The organism is Acidobacteriota bacterium (assembly GCA_016208495.1).
GTDB lineage: Bacteria > Acidobacteriota > Blastocatellia > Chloracidobacteriales > Chloracidobacteriaceae > JACQXX01.
Genome location: JACQXX010000122.1, coordinates 1 through 19,691, shown reverse-complemented (window position 1 = coordinate 19,691; position 19,691 = coordinate 1). Strand labels below are relative to the sequence as shown.

The window sequence follows — 19,691 nt, the reverse complement described above, 5'->3', positions numbered from 1 at the left end:
TTCAGGGTTCAGGGTTCAGGGTTCAGGGTTCAGGGTTCAGGGTTCAGGGTTCAGGGTTCAGGGTTCAGGGTTCAGGGTTTTCGAAGAGGGCGCGGTTCAAAGCAACAGCGCCCTTACTGTCACCTTGTCACCTTGTCACCTTGTCACCCGGTCACCTTGTCACTTTGTCACCTTGTCACCTTGTCACCCGGTCACCTTGTCATCCGGTCATCTTGTCACCCGGTCACTGCGTCATTCCTTTTGGTCGCAAGGCAAGATCAGTTGAAGGTAGCTGGCAGATTCACAATACAGAACCTGATTGGTTTCAACATCCAGGATCAAATCTGTGCTCCCAATGCGGCCCCACCATACTTGCAGGAAGAGGAGCTTTTCGTTGAGCCATTTGGCGTCTACGCCGTAGGACGCGTGGTCGCGAAATTCAAGTTTGAGATGAACTGGATTGGCTTTGTTTCCTTCGACAAACAGGACCGTGGTCCAGGGACCAGGCCGCATGGTATCCGGTTTTTTTGACCTCACCCATTTGGTTCGATGTGGCGAGAAGAGTTTTTCTGCGCCATTGACTTGTTTTCCTTCGTCAGAGTTGACATCAAGGGTGGAAATTACGATTTTGTCACCCAGGAGTCTGGTTTCAGGCTCATAGTCAACTTTGTCTAACTCATCACATGGTTTCGGAGGCGTTGGCTTTGGTTCCTGCGTCGCCGCCTGAAAAAGAAAACCTGAACGAACCGCCAGCGTGCCAGCAGCCAGCAAAAGCAAAAGCAAAAAGAGGCGTTGCATATGACAGACACTCGTTGGAAAGGAAATGGTCCTCGATTTGAGGAGAATGGCCTGTTTTTAGGTGAACTGGCATCGCACTTTCTCGTGGGGTGCCCACAGTGTCAGCGGTGTGCTCTGGTCCGTCCGATTGGTGAATGTTACCCGTCACAAGCCAGGGTGACCTGTGGCTCCTGCGGTTTGGCTCAGGAGCAGGCTTTTCGGTTTGACGACTGGCATGGCCCGGTGGTGGTTACTATCGGTCAGGGGTGTGACAGGTGTGGAACCTGGTTGCGACGACCGCCAAAGATTCTGGACCAGTCTCCGCAAAAACGCCACTCGAAAATGAATTGCCCCGGATGTCACGCCAGCAACGCTGTCGAGTGGACCATTCATCCGCTCTCACAAGGTCGGCCCGTGGATTGCTATTTTGGGTATCCATTGTGGTTACAAACGCCCTGTTGCGGTGAAACGCTGTGGGCCTACAACCAGCACCACCTGGAATTCTTAAAAGCCTATGTTGGGGCAACCCTGCGTCACCGTCAGCCCAACCATAACCAGTCACTGGCCAGCCGCTTGCCCCAGTGGATCAAACTGGCCAAACACCGGGATGAAGTGCTTCGCGGTATTGCGCGCATGGAAGTGTTGATCAAGCTAAATATCTGATTGAAAAAAGGCTTGTTGAATTTGGAAAACTGGTGTTCACTGGAAATCCAATTGCCGGCACCTGCTTTTGATCCCTGTTTCAATCTGAAAAACCGAATGTGAATAGCCATCCCCCCAGACTGAGGATTCCCCGGCCTCAGCGATTCATTGCCTGCTTGGAAAGTTACCTCGCATGAAGCAATTTCAACTCACCAGCCTGGTTTGTCTGATCCTGGTCTGTTGTTCAGGGCTTGCCTGGGGGCAACACCCTTCTAGCCAGGAGTCACCGCGTTTGAAATTCAAACGCATTGCCATGGAGCAAGGGCTATCAAGCACCCTTGTGCGCAGTATCGGGCAGGATCGTGATGGGTTTATCTGGTTTGGAACTGAGGGAGGTCTTAATCGCTATGATGGAAATTCGGTCAAGGTTATTCGCTCAAAGCCCAGTGATTCCAAAGGTTTAGCCAGTAATTATATTGATCTGGTATTTCAGGACCGCCAAAAACGGTTGTGGGTTGGCACCGCCGGCGGGGGCCTGCATCAGTTCTTACAGGATCAACAGTTTTTCATTCTGCGTCAGAACCCGGCCAGTCACACCAGTTTGATCAATAACTGGGTCAAGACCATGGTTGAGGACAGCCAGGGACAGCTCTGGGTTGGAACTGACGGCGGGATAACCGTTTTTGATGCTCAAGGAAAATTCTTGAAGTCATTTCAGGTTGATGTCGCCAATCCACGCAGCCTGAGTCACAACTATGTCAAAACACTCTATGTTGATCGCTCAGGAACCATCTGGGTCGGAACCGATGGCGGGATCAATCGCTTTGATCCTGCCGATCAGGGATTTACCCGGTTTCAACACGATCCAGGAAACCCCACCACTTTGAGCAGCAATCTGGTCAAGGCCATGTATGAGGATTCAACCGGGCGGTTTTGGATTGCCACTGATCATGGGCTCAATGTGGTTGATCGGGCAACTGGGACCGTTCGCCGATATTTCCATAACTCTTCACGACCAGGGAGTTTAACCAACAACACCGTGACCTGTATCCTGGAGGACAACGCCGGTCAGCTTTGGATTGGAACTGATGGAGGCGGGCTCAACCTCTATAACCCTCAAACGGATCAATTTTCTCCAGTTCGATTTGACCCAAATGACCCACATAGCCTGAGCAGTGATCGAGTGACTTGCCTCTTTCGCGATGTCGCCGGGTCATTCTGGATCGGCACCTATGGCGGAGGCGTCAATTTTTATGACCCGCTGGTTCAACGGTTTCAAGTGGTCGAGTCTGACCCGCTCAATCCAAACAGTCTGAGCCTCAATCAGGTCTGGTCAGTGTGCAAAGATCGTCTCGGCGCTATCTGGATTGGGACCACCGGCGGTGGATTGAACTGGGTAGATCCACAAACCGGCAAAATAACGGTTTTTCGAGCCAATCCAGGCCAAAGCAGCAGTCTCAGCCACGATGAAGTCCTGGCCGTCTATGAAGATCGAACCGGTGCCATCTGGGTCGGGACTCGAAGCGGGTTAAACCGATATGACCCTGAGAAGAAGAGCTTTGTACGGTTTCTGCACAATCCGGCAGACCCCCAAAGTTTGAGCGGGAATCATGTCATTACATTTGCGGAAGACCTGGCCGGCCAGCTTTGGATTGGCACCTATGGCGAAGGTCTCAACCTGTATGATCCAAAACAACAACAGTTTACCGTTTTTCGGCCCGATCCGGCCCGATCCGACAGTCTTTGTAATAATGTCGTGAATTATCTCTATCGAAGCCGTAATGGGATGCTGTGGATTGGAACGGCTGGCGGACTCAATCGCCTGGATCCGGTGACACGGACCTTCACCGCGTTTCGGCACGACCCTGCCAATCCCAAAAGCCTCAGCCATGAGGTAGTGTATTCGATTCTGGAAGATAAAGCTGGGCGATTGTGGGTTGGGACGGCCAGCGGATTAAACCTGTTTGAGCCACAAACCGGAACATTCACGGTTTTTTCTGAAGCGGATGGCTTCCTCAACGACACCATTTTGGGCATTCTGGCTGACGAAACCGACCATTTATGGCTGAGCACCAAAAAAGGACTGGTGAAATTTGATCCAAATCAGCGACAGGTGCGGGTCTTTGACATGCGGGATGGATTGCCTAGCGATGAATTCAATAAAAATGCCTTTTTTCAAAGTCCCGACGGAGAATTATTATTTGGCAGCGCTGGCGGGCTGGTTCGTTTCTATCCAAACCGGTTGACCAGTAATTCATTTGTCCCGCCAGTGGTTATCACGTCATTTCGAATTTTTGATAAGCCTTCAGAACGATACACCAGTGATTTCCTGACTCATGTACCAGCATCAGGCGAAACGGGCAGGGTTGTGTTGCCACATGACCAGAACTTTTTCACCTTCGAGTTTGCCGCCCTGAATTTTATTCTGTCGGAAAAAAATCAGTATACCTACCGCCTGGAAGGGCTTGACCCCCGCTGGATTGAAGCCGGAACCCGGCATACGGCGAGTTACACAGCGGTGCCTCCGGGAAGTTATGTATTTCGAGTGAAGGCTTCAAACAATGATGGAATCTGGAATGAGAGGGAACTGGTCGTTCGACTGACGATTACACCACCTCCCTGGCAGACCTGGTGGGCCAGATTGTTCTATGTCACCGGCTTGGTAGGTGGTGGATTCTGGCTTGTCTGGTCCCGAGTTCAGAAATTCAGGGAACGGGCGGAACTCCGTGAAGCCCGGCTCCGGGTCAAGGCCGCTGAAGCCGAAGCCCAGGTGGCCCATCTTCAAGCCGAAGCCGCACAGCAACTGCGCCGCCAAAACGAGGCCCTGGCACGAAAGAACACTGAGCTTGAAGCTTCGCAACGCCAGGCTGACCGGATTTTCTCAACCCTGACCGAAGCCCTCGAAGGAATGGTCCTGGATGGAAAATACCGCCTGGACGAGAAAATCGGGATTGGCGGGTTTGGGGCCGTTTTTAAAGCCACTCATCTGGGGCTCAATCGGACAGTCGCCGTCAAAGTGTTTCGCCCGTTGCCGGGAAATGACTCCGCCGAACAACTGGAGCGATTTCGACGCGAAGGCATGTCAGCCACCAAAGTCAATCACCCCAATGCCATTGCGATTCTGGATTCTGCCATTTCCGAAGAGGGAATTGCTTACCTGGTGATGGAATTCCTGGTCGGCCATACACTGGCAACTGAGCTTCACAATCGAAAGCGATTGTCACTCAAACGGTGCGCTGAAATTCTGACTCCGGTGTGCCAGGTCCTGGCTGAAGCCCATCGGGCCGGGATCATCCATCGCGACATCAAGCCTGAAAATATTTTTCTCCATCAGGGAAGCCAGGGTGAAACCGTCAAATTGCTTGATTTTGGTATTGCCAAACTCACTGGAAATGAAGCGACCAGTCTGGGCAATCTGACCCTGACTGGAAATCTGATTGGAACGCCGATGTATATGTCGCCGGAACAATTGCGCTATGAACCCTATGACGGCAAAGCGGATGTGTACAGCCTGGGGGTCACTCTGTATGAAATGCTTTGTGGCCGAACCCCATTTCGTTCGACCAGCAACAACGTGGTTGAAATTATTTTAAAGCAGATGCGGGATGACCCACCGCCGATGCGGTCAGCCAATCCAGAAATTCCATCTGAAGTTGAGCAGGTCGTTCGCAAAACGCTGGATAAAAACCCCGCCAACCGGCCCTCCCCGCTTGAACTGGCCACCGAATTTGCGGCTGCCGTTGCCGGATATCTGGTTGGGGCGTCACCTGATTCCCCAACCGAAAGCAATCCCCGAGTTGAGCCTGACGAAGATGAATTTCTGGAGAACCATCCGACGCTGACGACGGCTGAAGTCCAGGAAAATGCGCCTACCGTTGCCTTCCAAAGACCAGAATCCCCAAACGAGGCCGACTAAAAAAACCAGGGTTCGGGGTTCAGGGTTCAGGGTTTGCTTTTATGTCCTTTATGTTCTTTATGTCCCTTTGGTCCTTTCATCTTTCCCTGAAAGCACACAAGCAACAACCGTTCAAAACCCTGAACCCTGAACCCCAATTATTTACTCGCATCAATAAACACATCTACCTGTTGGCCGACGTAGACCGGAAATTCCGGTGACCGGAAGCGATAAATCACCTGCAGAACACGCACATCCACACGTTCCGTATTATCACCCGTCAGGCTCTTTTTCGGTGTGATATAGGGTTCAATTCGCACAAATTCGAGGGCAATTTTCTTGGCCGTATCGCCTTTGAGTTGAGCTTCGGCGGGAAGTCCCGGCTTGACCCGCGACGCATTGATTTCGTCCACATCCACCCGAACCTGCAAATAGTCGGTTTCCCCAAACAAAATCGGCGGCGTGGTCGGAGTTGAGGACACAAACTCACCCAATCGAATATTGATCTGCAGCACACGGCCATCCTGTGGGGCTTTGACTTCCAACCGATCAAGGCTGACCACCAGTTCCTGGCGTTGCGCCTGGAGCACTTTCAGATCAGCTTCGGCCTGGAGCAGGCGGGCTTTGACGCTCCGAAGTTGGGCGGCAGTTTGTGCCAGTTGGGCTTCGGCCTGTTCGACCCGTGCTTTGGCGGCGTCACGAGCCGCCACGCTTGAATCATAAATCCGGGTGGATAAATCCCCTGATTTCACCAGTTGTGCATTGCGATCCAGGATTTGCTGGGTGTCTTGCAATTGAGCTTTGAGGACTGAAATGTTGGCCTGGGCGCTTTGCTGAGCCGCTTCAGAATTACCGATTTCGGTCTGAGCCGTCTCGATGTTGGCCCTGGCGCGTTCGATACTGGCTTCAGCCGTGGCCAGTTTGGCGCGCAGTTCCCGGTCATCAATCCGATAGAGATTGGCACCCCGTTTCACAAAATCATTTTCCTTCACAAAAATCTGGGTCACCTGGCCTGGAATCGGCGGTGCCAAATTGATGTTCCGGCTGGCGGCTTCGATGATTCCAGCACCGGCAATGGTTTTGAGGAATGTATTTTGCGCCGGAGGATTGAGTGGTTTCGCTGGGGTTGGCCGCTGAGCGGAAATCATGACCCAATAGATGGCAAAGGCAATTCCGGCAATCGGTAACAGGATGCTGAGCAGCTTTCGCATAGAGAGTCCTTCGGAAAAATTGAGGCTGGTGTTTTTTGTTCAGAGTTCAAGCTTTAGCTTGTCAAAATCTTCCGGTCATTCAATTTCAGTTTCTGGTAAAACTTGAGTTGGTTGGTGTGTATGTTGGAAGCAAGCTAAAGCTTGAACTCTAAACTTAAGTCACATGATCGGGGTTTTCGTGAATTGAAAGGATTCGTCCATCCAGCATTTCGGCAATTCGGTCACCATAACTAAAAATTCGATTGTCGTGGGTGACCACCACAATGGCGCGGTTTTCGCTCAACGCCGTTTTGCGAAACATTTCCATCACCATTTTCCCGGTTTCTCCGTCAAGACTGGCCGTGGGTTCATCGCAAATGATGAGTCGTGGTTCAGCTACCAGCGCGCGGGCAATCGCAACGCGCTGTTGCTGGCCGCCGGAAAGCTGAGACGGGAAAAACTCAGTCCGATCACCCAGGCCAACCAGTTCCAGATAGGTTCGGGCTTTCCTGAGTGATTCCTGATAGGGCCGTTTGGCGATCAGGAGCGGAATCGCGACGTTTTCAGTCGCCGTCAGCGTTGGCACGAGGTTGAATTGCTGAAAAATGAATCCGATATAATCCCGCCGAAAATCGGTTTTCTTGGATTGCGACAGGTTATCGAGGCGCTTTCCAAAAACATCCACCTCGCCGTTATCAATATCCAGAATTCCAGCCAGCACGCTGAGCAGGGTTGTCTTTCCGCACCCGGATGGTCCAACCAGTAGGAGCAGTTCACCAGCCCGAACCTCCAGTTCGACGTCTTTTAAAACGTGAATGCGGGTATCGCCCAGGCCGAAGCTTTTATTGACTTTGTTGAGTGTGGCAGCAATGGTGTCAGACATAAGGGTTTAGGGTTCAGGGTTCGGGGTTCGGGGTTCGGGGTTCGGGGTTTGGGGTTCGGGGTTCGGGGTTCGGGGTTCGGGGTTCGGGGTTCGGGGTTCGGGGTTCGGGGTTCGGGGTTTTCGAACCTCATTTTTGTCTTTTTGTCTTTTCCCGACTCTGATCTTTAGTCCAAATCAAAGGACAAACAGAACTAAGAAGACGAAAAGGACCAAGGGGGGCGGAAACCCTGAATTCTGAGTCATGGTTTTTCAAACCCTGAACCCCGAACCCTGAACCCTGAACCCTGAACCCCTGGTGTTGATTAGCTCCGAAACACAACCGCTGGCTCCAGTCTCAGCACCCGCTGGATGCTAATCAGGCTCGACAGCATACAAATGAAAATCGTGATTCCAAAACTGATCCAGAGCAGTTGTGGCGGAGTGTAAAAAGCCAGTCGCCCGTTGCGACCAAGCCAGCCAATCAATGTCCCGGCACCGGCACCGATGCCGTATCCGACCAGACCCACCGTCAAACTTTGAACAATAATCATGGCGACCAGCGTCCGGCTGCGGGTGCCCATCGCCTTTAAAGCACCGAAATACCGTTCATTTTGGAGTGCAAAGGCATAAAACGTCTGTCCAGCAATCGCCATTCCGACCACGAACACCAGTCCCAGGGACAGCCCGATGTTGATTGGAATTCCGGTGTTGCGCATGTAATACCCAATCGTGAGCCAGCTCATGCCTTCTTCGGTGTAGGCTTTGAGTCCAGTGGTTTGTTCGATATTTTTAATCGCTTGTTCGACTGACACCCCGTCTTGTGGCGAAGCCAGCACAAAGTTGAGTTGCTTACGCTGGCGGGGAGTGTAGGAAAGCGCCCGGTCATAGGTCGTAAAAATATAAGGCGAAGACAAAAAGTCACGCGGCACATCGGCAATGCCAACCACGCGGGCCAGACGGTCGTTGAGTTCAAAGGTGTCGCCGATCTTTGGGCTGCCAAGCCGTTCAGCTTCAGCTTTTCCAATGATGACAGCATCCGGCAGGTAGAGCGAAGCCGGGTCTCCTTCGATCATTTGGGAAGGTCGGCCAATCAGCGAGGCATTGTCTAACCCAAACAGACGCACCTGTTGAAATCGTCCATCACGCAGACGAACCTGAACCTGCCGCAAAAACAGCGGCACCGCCCATTTCACACCCGGAGCGCTTCGTACCCGTCCCAGGTCAGTGTCAATCAGGGGCTTTGAATCATCAATTGATTGAAGATTGGGGTCTGTGACCCAGATTGGAGCGCCAACCGCTTCAATTGGTTTGGCCGTTCGGGCCATCAGTCCACAAAAAACCGAGCCTTGCTGCACGAAGAGCAAAACCACAAACGACAAACCGCTCACCAGCGTGATGTACTTCGAGCGGTCACCAATCAACATTTTGAGTCCAATTCGCAGCATGCCTTCCTCGCCTTTCATGGCTGAATTTTGAAATGTTTAGATTGTTTCCATCCCGTTTAGGGCTGAGTGTATCGGACCAAACGACAAAAAGGACGAAAACGACAAAAAGGACATGCATTTGAACCCGTGAGAGATCAGATACCAGGAGATTTTTTCATCCCTCATCCTTCATCCCTCATCCCTCGAATTGCCCCCCAGCCCTTAGCCCTGTTGTGATCAACCCCAAGGGCTGTGAGTGAAAAATCAGCAATATGGGCTGTGATTGTTTCAAGCAACTCAGGTGTCATTTCTGATTTTTTGAGAATGGACATTGTCACCGGCAGCGTCATCCGGTAATGCAGGCACTGGCCGACGATACTTGCGATATACAAGAACAGGTTCGGGTTATCACTCAGGTCAGGCCGAAGTTGGGTGACCAGGCTGGCCAAAATTTTGGATTTTGGCGCGATATATTCGTCAATCACCAGGTTGAGTGCTGGTGATGGATCTGACATTTCCCGTGCCATCAGACAGGCCCGCCGGTGTGAGCGTTCTGATTCAAAGAGCGCCAGCATAAACTCTCTGACAAACAACCGGATTGCCCTCGCCGCCGCTTCAGGAGTGCCGTAGGTTTGAGCCTCCGCCAAAATGGCTTCAAACTGTGACAGCGAGGCGCCACTGTGCATAAATGAGTGGCGCAGCATCTCGGCATAGAGATTTTCCTTGCTGCCGAAATAGTAGTTAATCGCAGCGATATTGACGCCAGCTTCGCGGGCCAGGTCGCGGATGCTGGTGGCGGCAAGGCCGTGTTCGGCAAAGAGCTTTTCAGCGGCGTCAAGCAGCCGTGTCCGGGCATCAGCTTCAGTGAAAGGAGTTGGTAACTGGGGGGAACTTATCACGGTGTTCATCGCCTGAAACATTTGATTTAAACATTTGTTTGAAACGCTTGTAAGAATAAAAATGGGACTTGTCTATCGTCAAGCCAAATTCCCGACTTTTTACTGGCAACTTTATTGAAAATTCCTCGATGAAGTCATCCCACGGCACCTGTTAAATTGGGCTCTTTGGTATTTCCCGTGGAAACGAACGAAATCTCAAAAACGAATATTGATTCTAAAAGATTTATCGGTCCAGATTTTCATCAAACTGCTGATTTTCACGGCAAATACCAAAGAGCCTTAAATTGTTCAGTTCACTTTTCGAATAACCAGACTACAGATGATCAGCAGGGAACCGTTCATTGCTTGACTTTTAGCTGGCAATCGGGCACAAGTAGCGTCACATCAATTACTTACTCTCCTCTTCTATTTTTATAACCCAATCATTGATCGCTGGCTCAGGCAATTAGCAACTCAGTGTGCTTCAGGTGCGGGATGTTAGTGATGTGCAGCCACCAGTTTGCCAACGAACATTCCCTCAAAGCCAAATTGCCTGAATCCGGTTCGCAGGTGAACTATGACTTCAGGTCGTCGCATTTCCTCCCGGTTTTTCGGTTCAGGTTTCTTTTTCATTGGACTCATCCTGGTATTTGGAGTTGGAAACCACCTTGTGGTTCGGGAAACCGAAGCTCGCAGCCAGAGACTTCCTGGAATCGAGGGAAGTGTTCCGGTGGCAATCAATCCGTTGCTGACAAGCCGAACAATGTTTCCGAAGTTAGGAAATCCGCTCCGGCAAACGCCGACGATAGCGGCGACCAAAGTGGATGCCCTGCAAAATGACGTAGATGTGGACGGTGCGGCTGACCCCGGAGACCGGTTGCGATATACGGTTGTTATTACAAACAGCGGTGGCGGAAATGCAACGGGTGTGAATTTCACAGACACAATTGACGCCAACACCACCCTGGTTGCCGGGTCGGTGAAGGTGTCGCCGCTGGCAATTGCCGATAGCTACAACGCGGTGGGGAACACGACGTTGACCGTGAACACGGCGAGTGGTGTGCGGGCCAACGACTACGATGTGGACGGTGTGACGCCGACTGCCTCGCTGGTGGTGACGGCGGGCACCTTTTCGACCACGGCTGGTGGGAGTGTGACGCTGGCGGCGGACGGGTCATTCACTTATGAACCGCAAGTTGGCGATCAGAATTTGACCGACACATTTACCTATACCTTGACGGATGGCGACGGGCTGACGGATACGGGAACCGTGACCATCAACCTCGGGCAGCGGGTGTGGTATGTGGACTCGACAGCGAGTGCGGGAGGGAATGGAACGTTTGCCTCGCGGTTTGATTCGCTGGCGGATGTAACCGGAGCGACCGGACCGGATACGGCGGGAGACATCATCTATGTCTTTGAGCGGACTGGGGATTACGACGGGAACATGACGTTGCTGGGCACCCAGCAGTTGATCGGAAGTGGCGTGGCATTGACGGTCAACACGATTACGGTGGTGGCGGCGGGGAGCAACACGACGCTGGTGGCGACGGCGGCCAGCACGAACTCGATCACGCTTGGAAGCGGCAATACGGTGCGGGGATTCACGATTGGGAACACAACCGGCGCCGGAATCAGCGGGAACGGAATTGGAACGTTTTCTGCAGACACGCTGACGATCAATGGAACGGGCCAAATCCTGAATTTGAACAACGGGACGATCAACGCCACGTCGGGCATCACGCTTTCAACCAGCAGCACGACGTCGGTGGCGGTTGTGCTGACGAGTATGGCCGGGAGCGTGACGGCGGGCGGCAGCATCAGCGGGGCAAACGGCGGTTTTTCAATCTCAGGGACCATGTCGCTGACCTACAGCGGGAGTGTGACCAATGGTGGTACGAATCCGATGGTGAATGTCGCAAGCCATAGCACCGGAACGATCATCTTCCAGACCGGGACGCTGAGTTCGACCAACAACGGTGGTTTTAGTTTTGATAATGCGGATGGAACGTACAACTTCAATGGTACAAACACGTTGAATGGCGGCGGTGCCCGGTTGACGATCATCAACGGTTCATCCGGAAGCTTTACCTTCAGCAGCAATACCTCAATTACCAACCCAAATGGAAATGCAGTCAATATCAATGGCGGAGCGGCGACGGTCAACTACCCCGGGACCGTGAGTTCCGACACGGCATTTAGTCTGGTGAGCATTGCCAGCAACACGGGTGGATCGGTCACGCTGTCAGGAAACCTGAGCGGGACCGGCAGTTCAACGGGAATCCTGGTCTCAGGAAATACAGGCGGGACCTATACCTTTTCAGGTGGTACAAAAACGCTCAACACCAGCGCCAACACCGCCGTCAATCTGAGCACCAACACCGGGGCGACGATCAACTTTACCGGCGGCGGGTTGGATATTGATACCACGACTGGCACGGGGTTTACGGCAACGGGTGGCGGAACGGTCACCGTCACAACCGGAACAAATAACAATACCATTGACTCGACAACTGGTACGGCGTTGAATATTTCAAGTACAACGATTGGTACTAGCGGAGTGACCTTCCGTAGTATTTCGTCAAATGGTGGCTCAAACAACGGCATCATTTTGAATACAACAGGTTCAACCGGCGGCCTGACAGTAACGGGTGATGGATCAACTACTTCAGTAGGTGGCAACAGTACAGGTGGAACGATTGCCAACAAAAGCGGCGCAGACCTCAGCTTCGCCACGGTGGGCTGCGGCATTTACCTGAACAATACGAGCAACGTGGTTCTGAGGCGGATGACGATCAATGGCACGAATCAAAACTACGGCATTCGCGGGACTCTGGTAAACGGGTTTACGCTGGAATACTCGACTGTGGGCGGCAACAACGGCACGAACTTCAACACTGCTCCGTACAATGCTGGTGAGGGCAGTATCTATTTCGGCGACACCTCGACAAACGGTCTCAGCGGAACAGCCACATTGACGAACAACAACATCAGTGGCGGCGAGTGGGAGAATTTCAGGATCATTACCACACAAGCCTCGCCCAATGTATTAACGCTATCGGTCAAAGGAAACACGTTTGGAGCAAATCTCAATAACGGTAATGGTAACGCCAGCATGACGGTTGAGAATCGCGGGACCGGAACCATCAACACCACCCTGGGCGGTGCGGGTGCAGGTGAGCCGAATACTTTTACCAGCGCCCGAGCCAATTTGGTGAACTTCACAGGTCAAACAGCCAGCACAATGGATGTCGTGATGCGGAACAATATCATGTCGAACAACCATCCAAGCAATAATATCGGTGGTTGTAGCCTGACGCTTGCCACGCAGGGCGTGATGACTTTCCACGTGACGGGCAATACGATGCGCGATGCGAACGGCAGCGCCGTTACGTTGCAAAAAGCAAGCGCCGGCACTTTGTTGAGCGGTTTTTTTGACAGCAACACCATAGGCGTGGCTGGTGTAACAGATTCAGGTTCAAAAACCGGCAACGGTCTGTTCTTTTCTTACGCAGGCGGAGGCACAGGTTCAGTTACCATTACCAATAATCAAATTCACCAAATTAAGGGCAACTTCCACATCTCTGCTGATAATACAGGTGGCAGTTACACGGCAAACTTTGACATTCGCGGCAACCTGTTTGACACGCCCGGTTCTGGAAATGCCGGTGCTATAGGGATGACAAACGGCTCGCCGTCATCGAGTGACACGGTCAACGTCTGCGCGGTTATCGGCGGCTCCGGAGCCAATAAGAACACGATTAGCGGTTATACCGCTGGTGCTCAGACAATTTTTCTTGGTTCCAGCGGTGCTGCGGCAGGTCACACATTTAACCTGCCGGGTCTTTCGCCAACGGGGACTGAGGTTGGCGTGCAGAACTTCGTTGCGGCTAATAACACCATGAATGGGACTGTCGTGGATGCCTATGCTGATTCTCCGGCGACGTTCGCCGCTTTCACTGGAACTGGCACATCCTGCAGCACGCCTGTTTCCCGACCCGCGACATCCCAGATAATTGAGGCTGAAACCAGTTTATCTGCCAAGCCTCTTGTGCTCGCTGAAGATAAGAACCACAAACCTGTTCATGTAGCTAAACTCAACGAAACCCAGATTTCCTGGCTCGTGGAAGCGGCCATCGCCCGCTGGATTGCCGCCGGAGCACCAGTTGAAAAAATAGACCAGCTTCGGGCGGTGAAATTTGGGTTAGCCGATTTGGAAAAAGGAAATCTGCTGGTTGAAACACCATCCAATCTGGTCCTGCTCGATGCGAAAGCCGCCGGGTACGGCTGGTACATTGACCCGTCGCCGATGGACGACGTGGAGTTTGACATAGGGTAAACGCATCTTAAATTCTTCTGCTTACAAAGGATGCGCTTGACAAAACAAATGTGATAAAGAACAGGTTTTTTCACCTGATCACCGTGGAGTCAACGCATGCCTTCCTTACTCGACCATTTTTCAGACCTGCCCGATCCACGCGTGGATCGGACCAAACTTCACCTGCTAATCGATATCGTGACCATTGCGCTGTGCGCCGTGATCTGTGGGGCCGAGACCTACGAGGAAATGGAAACCTTCGGCGAGTCGAAACGAGAGTGGTTGGCGACTTTCCTTGAGTTACCCAACGGTATCCCATCCCACGATACCTTTCGACGGGTGTTGATGCGACTCAATCCAAAAGAGTTTGAGTCGCGGTTTCTGACCTGGGTTCGATCTGTGGCGGATCTCACTCAGGGTGAAATCGTCAGCATTGACGGAAAAACCCTGCGTGGGTCGCGCAGCAAGTCCAACTCCACCATTCATATGGTCAGCGCCTGGGCCGCCGCCAACCGCCTGGTGCTCGGCCAGGTCAAAACCGAGGACCACTCCAACGAAATCACCGCCATCCCGGAACTGCTCTCTGTCCTGATGCTCAAGGGCTGCATCGTGACCATCGATGCCATGGGCTGCCAGACCGAAATTGCCGGCCAGATTCACCAGCAAGAGGCTGATTATGTCCTGACCCTCAAAGCCAACCAGCCCACGACTCATCAGGCGGTCGTCTCTTTTTTTGACCAGGCCCGACTCACTCCCAGCCCAAACCCAGCCCTTTCTTTTTTCCAAACCGTCGATAACGACCACGGTCGGCTTGAAACCCGTCGCTGTTTCGCTGCCCCAGCCAGCGGTGCCCTTGCTCCCGAACTCCTTGCCCGCTGGCCTGGTCTCACCTCGGTCGTCAAAATTACCGCTACCCGTGACATTGACGGCGACCGCTCGACCGATTCCCGCTATTTTCTTTCGACCCTGCCGCCTGACGCTCAGCTCCTTCTCTCGGTTGTGCGCACTCACTGGCAGATTGAAAATTCTCTCCATTGGGTTCTCGACGTTGCCTTCCGCGAAGATTTCTCCCGCGTCCGTTCCGGTCACGCTCCTCATAATTTTGCCATCCTCCGGCACATCGCCCTCAATTTGCTCAAACAGGAGACCTCCTGCAAAAACGGCATCAAATCCAAACGCTTGAAGGCGGGGTGGGATCACCAGTATCTCCTAAAAGTTCTCAATAGTTAAGATGCGTTTACCCTAAGTTTGACAAACTTGTCTCCGAAACCGAGATGGAAGCGAGCCAGTCAAGTCCAGCTCATAACAAAGTGGACCTGTTGACGGTGATCATGCATCAGTTCGGACGGGCGTTGGGGTTGGAAGTGCTTGACGGGGAAGATCATGCGCACAAATTGATGAGCGAGCGGATGGCGGTGGGCGTCAGGCGGGTTCCGGGCACTGAAAGCAGGGTTCAGGGCACTGAAACCAGGGTTCAGGGTTCAGGGTTCAGGGTTCCGGGGACTGAAGTTGAGAAGTTGATCGGGATATTGAGTGGTTGGGGATTAAGTGACTCGTTCTCCAACGGTTTTAAGGTGTTGCCTCTATATAATAATGAGAGAGACGAGGCGAAAGAGTTAAGGCCCGCAGGGTCGTTATTCAATAGCCGTGGGGCGAAGCCCACGGTATTGACCAGAGTTCAAGGGCCAGAAAGCCGGGAATCGGGAATCGGGAATCGGGAATCGGGAGCCCAGATTGTAACCACCAGTTACTGGACAGGAAGTGGAGATCGGAAAGACGCTTCACCAGACAGTTTGAATGTACCCGCCTGGAACCCTGAACCCCGAACCCTGAACCCTGAACCCCGAACCCCGAACCCTGAACCCGGTCTGCTCCGCTCGGGCGAAACGGTGAACACTTCAATCGGGGCACTTCCAGCCGGCAAGAGTGTGACGGTGCGGTTTGATGTGACGATAGACAATCCACCGACGGCGGGGACGGCGCAGGTGTGCAACCAGGGAACGGTGAGTGGAGGGAACTTCAGCAATGTGGTGACGGATGACCCGGATGTGGCCGGGGTGGCGAATTCGACGTGCACGCAACTGGATGCGGCGAATCTGGCGGTGACCAAAAGCGATGCTCCCGATCCGGTGATTGCCGGGTCAAACATCACGTACACCGTAAATTTCACAAACAACGGACCATCATCGGCCAACACGGTGACGGTGACGGATGCGGTGCCGACCAACACCACGTTTGTGTCCGCAACCGTAACGACGGGAACAGGATGGAGCACCAGCGCACCATCGGTGGGCGGGACGGGGAACGTGGTGTTCAGCAAGGCTTCGGTGGCGAACGCGGAAACGGCGGTATTCACGATTGTGGTGCAGGTGGGAGCGGGAGTCGCCGAAGGAACGACGATCACCAATTCGGCGACAGCGGCAAGTCCGAAATATGACCCGAATCTGACCAACAACACCGGGACGACAACGACGACGGTGATCCGGAGGGCGGATCTGGCGGTGACCAAGAGCGACAGCCCGGACCCGGTGGTGGTGACGAATAACCTGACCTACACAATCAACTTCACCAACAACGGACCGAACAGCGCGGACACGGTGACGGTGACGGACGGGGTGCCGACCAACACGACGTTCGTGTCGGCAACCGTAACCACTGGAAGTGGTTGGGGGACCAGTGCACCATCGGTTGGTGGAACCGGGAACGTTGTTTTCAGCAAAGCATCGGTGGCAAATGGGGAAACGGCGGTGTTCACGATAGTGGTCAACGTCAACGGAAGCACGCCGAACGGAACGACGATTACCAACACGGCGACGGCGGCAAGCACGACGACGGATCCGGTGGGTGGAAACAACAGCGGGACGGCGACGACGACGGTGAACACCCAGGCGGACCTGGCGGTGACAAAGAGTGACAGTCCGGATCCGGTGATTGCCGGGAACAACATTACCTACACGGTGAACTTCAGCAATAGCGGGCCTGGAGACGCGACGACGGTAACGGTGACGGACGCAGTTCCAACGAACACGACGTTTGTATCGGCATCAGTCACGACCGGAACGGGATGGAGTACCAGCGCACCGTCAGTGGGTGGGACGGGGAATGTGGTGTTTTCCAAAGCGACGGTGACGAATGGGGAAACGGCGGTCTTCACGATTGTGGTGAAGGTGAACGCGAATGCGGCGAACGGCTCAACGATCACCAACACGGCGACAGCGGGGGCAACGACGTCCGATCCGGTTTCAGGAAACAACAGCGGAATGGCGACGACGACGGTCAACACCAGCGCCGACCTTTCGGTGACCAAGAGCGACAGTCCAGACCCGGTAACGGCAGGAAATAATGTGACGTACACGGTGAACTTCACCAATAACGGGCCAAGTGATGCCCAGACGGTGACGGTAACGGATGGGGTGCCGACCAACACGACGTTTGTTTCGGCAAGTGTAACGACCGGAACGGGTTGGAGCACAAGTTCTCCATCGGTGGGTGGGACCGGGAACGTGGTGTTTTCCAAAGCAACGGTGGCGGCGAGTGAAACAGCGGTATTTACCATCGTGGTGAAGGTAAATTCAAACACGGCAAGCGGAGCGACGATCACCAACACGGCGACGGCGGCCACGGCGACGACCGATCCAACTGGAGGAAACAACAGTGCGACGGCGACCACGACAGTCAATACCAGCGCCGACCTTTCGGTGAGCAAGAGCGACAGTCCAGACCCGGTGACAGGAGGGAACAACCTGACGTACACGGTGAATTTCTCAAACAATGGGCCAAGCGATGCCCAAACGGTAACGGTAACGGATGGGGTGCCGACCAACACAACGTTTGTGTCGGCGACGGTGACGACGGGAACGGGATGGAGCACGAGTGCGCCGAGCGTAGGAGGAACCGGGAACGTGGTATTCTCGAAAGCAACCGTGGGAGCGAGCGAAACAGCGGTGTTTTCAATCGTGGTGAAAGTGAATGCAAGCACGGCGAGCGGAACCGTCATCAGCAACACGGCGGCGACCGCGACGGCGACAACGGATCCGAGCAGTGGAAATAACAGCGGAACAGCGACGACGACGGTGAGCACGAGCGCGGACCTGGCGGTGACCAAAGGTGACAGCCCAGACCCAACCTTTGCGGGAAACACCATCACCTACACGGTGAATTTCAGCAATAATGGACCAAGCGAAGCACAAACGGTGACGGTGACGGATGGAGTGCCGACGAACACGACGTTCGTGTCAGCGACGGTGACAACGGGAACGGGATGGAGCACGAGCACGCCGTCAGTGGGCGGGACCGGAAATGTGGTATTCAGCAAGGCAACCGTAGGCGCGAGTGAAACGGCGGTGTTCACCATCGTGGTGACGGTTGATGGGAGCACGGCAGCCGGGACAGTCGTCACCAACACCGCAACAGCGGCGAGCGTGACGACGGATCCAAACTCCGGGAACAACAGCGGAATGGCGACGACGACGATCCAGGTGCAAACGGATCTGGCGGTGACCAAGAGCGACAGCCCGGACCCGGTGACGGCGGGAACGAATCTGACCTACACGATCAACTTTGTGAACAACGGACCCGGGAATGCGAGTTCAGTGACGGTAACGGATGGAGTACCGGTGGGAACGACGTTTGTGTCGGCAAGTGTCGTGAGTGGAACGGGATGGAGTCCGAGTACCCCAACGGTGGGAGGAACCGGGAACGTGGTGTTTTCCAAAGCATCAGTTGCGAATGGGGAAACAGCCATGTTCCAGATCGTGGTGAACGTCAACAGCGGAGTGACGGCAGGATCAATCATCAGCAACACGGCGACAGCGGGAGGAGGAGCGGACCCGAACCCGGCGAACAACAGTGCGACGGCAACCACGACGGTGACGGCGCAGGCTGATCTTTCGGTCACGAAGACGGACAGCCCGGACCCGGTGGGGACGGGAGGGAATCTGACGTATACGGTCAACTTCACAAACAACGGACCATCGGCGGCCCAAACGGTGACAGTGACGGATGGTGTACCGACCAACACCACGTTTGTTTCGGCAAGTGTCACGACCGGAACGGGTTGGAGTACCAGTGCGCCGGCGGTTGGTGGAACCGGGAACGTCGTATTTTCCAAGGCAACGGTGGGAGCGGGAGAAACGGCGCAGTTCGAGGTGGTGGTGGCGGTCAACACGGGGTTGGCGGCGGGAACGACGATCAACAACAGTGCAACGGCGGCGAGCAGCACAACGGACCCGGTAGGCGGAAACAACAGCGGGACGGCGGCGACGGCGGTGATTGTGGGGCCGAACCTGGCCAAAGCCTTCAACCCGCCAGCGGTGCCGCCAAATAGTGTGTCAACGCTGACGTTTACAGTGACGAATCCAAATCCGGGAGTGGGGTTGACGGGGGTGAGCTTTACCGACAATTTGCCAGTTGGAATGGAAGTTGCGGGAACGCCAAACGTGGTCAACGGATGTGGCGGGAGCGTCACGGCAAGTCCCGCCGGGACAAGCATTGTTGTGAGCGGGATAACCTTAGCGCCAGGAGCGAGTTGCACGATTTCGGTGGATGTACTGGCAACCGGGCTGGGGTCACTGGTCAACACGACGGACGCGGTGACATCAACCAACGGAGGAACGGGGAATCAGGCGACGGCGACGCTGGTGTCAATTGTGAACGTGAACGAACCGTTCCAGTTGCTGGTGGCGGATACCAACAACCATCGGATTCAGAAGTTTGACGGGACGACG

General features: G+C 54.0%; 10 protein-coding genes. 5 read left to right on the top strand and 5 right to left on the bottom strand.

The window, feature by feature from the left end:
- Window positions 1-231 precede the first annotated feature (231 nt).
- On the bottom strand, window positions 232-777 hold the full coding sequence (locus HY774_25420) for a hypothetical protein (GenBank protein MBI4751838.1): 546 nt from the start codon (window positions 775-777) through the stop codon (window positions 232-234).
- On the opposite strand from HY774_25420, the gene HY774_25415 reads away from it, so the two are divergent.
- Entirely contained in the window at window positions 778-1,419 is a 642-nt protein-coding gene (locus HY774_25415; protein MBI4751837.1) for a hypothetical protein, read from the top strand.
- A gap of 271 nt (window positions 1,420-1,690) precedes the next feature.
- A complete protein-coding gene (locus tag HY774_25410; protein MBI4751836.1) occupies window positions 1,691-5,314 on the top strand; it encodes a protein kinase in 3,624 nt (1,207 codons plus the stop codon).
- 137 nt (window positions 5,315-5,451) lie between these two features.
- Here the strand turns inward: HY774_25410 and HY774_25405 are convergent, their stop codons facing one another.
- The 4 genes from HY774_25405 to HY774_25390 form a co-directional block, all read right to left on the bottom strand.
- Window positions 5,452-6,504 carry an HlyD family secretion protein gene (locus HY774_25405; protein MBI4751835.1) on the bottom strand — a complete coding sequence of 351 codons (1,053 nt, stop codon included), beginning with the start codon at window positions 6,502-6,504 and terminating at the stop codon, window positions 5,452-5,454.
- Window positions 6,505-6,658: 154 nt separating this feature from the next.
- Window positions 6,659-7,366, bottom strand: coding sequence for an ABC transporter ATP-binding protein (locus tag HY774_25400; GenBank protein MBI4751834.1), 708 nt, complete (start codon window positions 7,364-7,366; stop codon window positions 6,659-6,661).
- 302 nt (window positions 7,367-7,668) lie between these two features.
- Window positions 7,669-8,790, bottom strand: coding sequence for an FtsX-like permease family protein (locus HY774_25395; GenBank protein ID MBI4751833.1), 1,122 nt, complete (start codon window positions 8,788-8,790; stop codon window positions 7,669-7,671).
- Between the two features lie 161 nt (window positions 8,791-8,951).
- Window positions 8,952-9,677, bottom strand: a complete 726-nt coding sequence (locus tag HY774_25390; protein MBI4751832.1) for a CerR family C-terminal domain-containing protein — start codon at window positions 9,675-9,677, stop codon at window positions 8,952-8,954.
- Between the two features lie 547 nt (window positions 9,678-10,224).
- On the opposite strand from HY774_25390, the gene HY774_25385 reads away from it, so the two are divergent.
- The 3 genes from HY774_25385 to HY774_25375 form a co-directional block, all read left to right on the top strand.
- Window positions 10,225-13,986, top strand: a complete 3,762-nt coding sequence (locus tag HY774_25385) for a hypothetical protein (GenBank protein ID MBI4751831.1) — start codon at window positions 10,225-10,227, stop codon at window positions 13,984-13,986.
- Window positions 13,987-14,082: 96 nt separating this feature from the next.
- Window positions 14,083-15,195, top strand: a complete 1,113-nt coding sequence (locus HY774_25380; GenBank protein MBI4751830.1) for an ISAs1 family transposase — start codon at window positions 14,083-14,085, stop codon at window positions 15,193-15,195.
- A 101-nt stretch (window positions 15,196-15,296) separates the two neighbouring features.
- Window positions 15,297-19,691 (top strand): DUF11 domain-containing protein (locus HY774_25375; protein ID MBI4751829.1); only part of this gene is annotated, 4,395 nt, incomplete at its 3' end.

What these genes read in the sequence shown, in the direction of transcription:
- HY774_25400 (MBI4751834.1), bottom strand. Translation starts at nt 7,366, where the DNA reads ATGTCTGACACCATTGCTGCCACACTCAACAAAGTCAATAAAAGCTTC.
- HY774_25420 (MBI4751838.1), bottom strand. Translation starts at nt 777, where the DNA reads ATGCAACGCCTCTTTTTGCTTTTGCTTTTGCTGGCTGCTGGCACGCTG.
- HY774_25390 (MBI4751832.1), bottom strand. Translation starts at nt 9,677, where the DNA reads ATGAACACCGTGATAAGTTCCCCCCAGTTACCAACTCCTTTCACTGAA.
- HY774_25380 (MBI4751830.1), top strand. Translation starts at nt 14,083, where the DNA reads ATGCCTTCCTTACTCGACCATTTTTCAGACCTGCCCGATCCACGCGTG.
- HY774_25395 (MBI4751833.1), bottom strand. Translation starts at nt 8,790, where the DNA reads ATGCTGCGAATTGGACTCAAAATGTTGATTGGTGACCGCTCGAAGTAC.
- HY774_25405 (MBI4751835.1), bottom strand. Translation starts at nt 6,504, where the DNA reads ATGCGAAAGCTGCTCAGCATCCTGTTACCGATTGCCGGAATTGCCTTT.
- HY774_25415 (MBI4751837.1), top strand. Translation starts at nt 778, where the DNA reads ATGACAGACACTCGTTGGAAAGGAAATGGTCCTCGATTTGAGGAGAAT.
- HY774_25385 (MBI4751831.1), top strand. Translation starts at nt 10,225, where the DNA reads ATGACTTCAGGTCGTCGCATTTCCTCCCGGTTTTTCGGTTCAGGTTTC.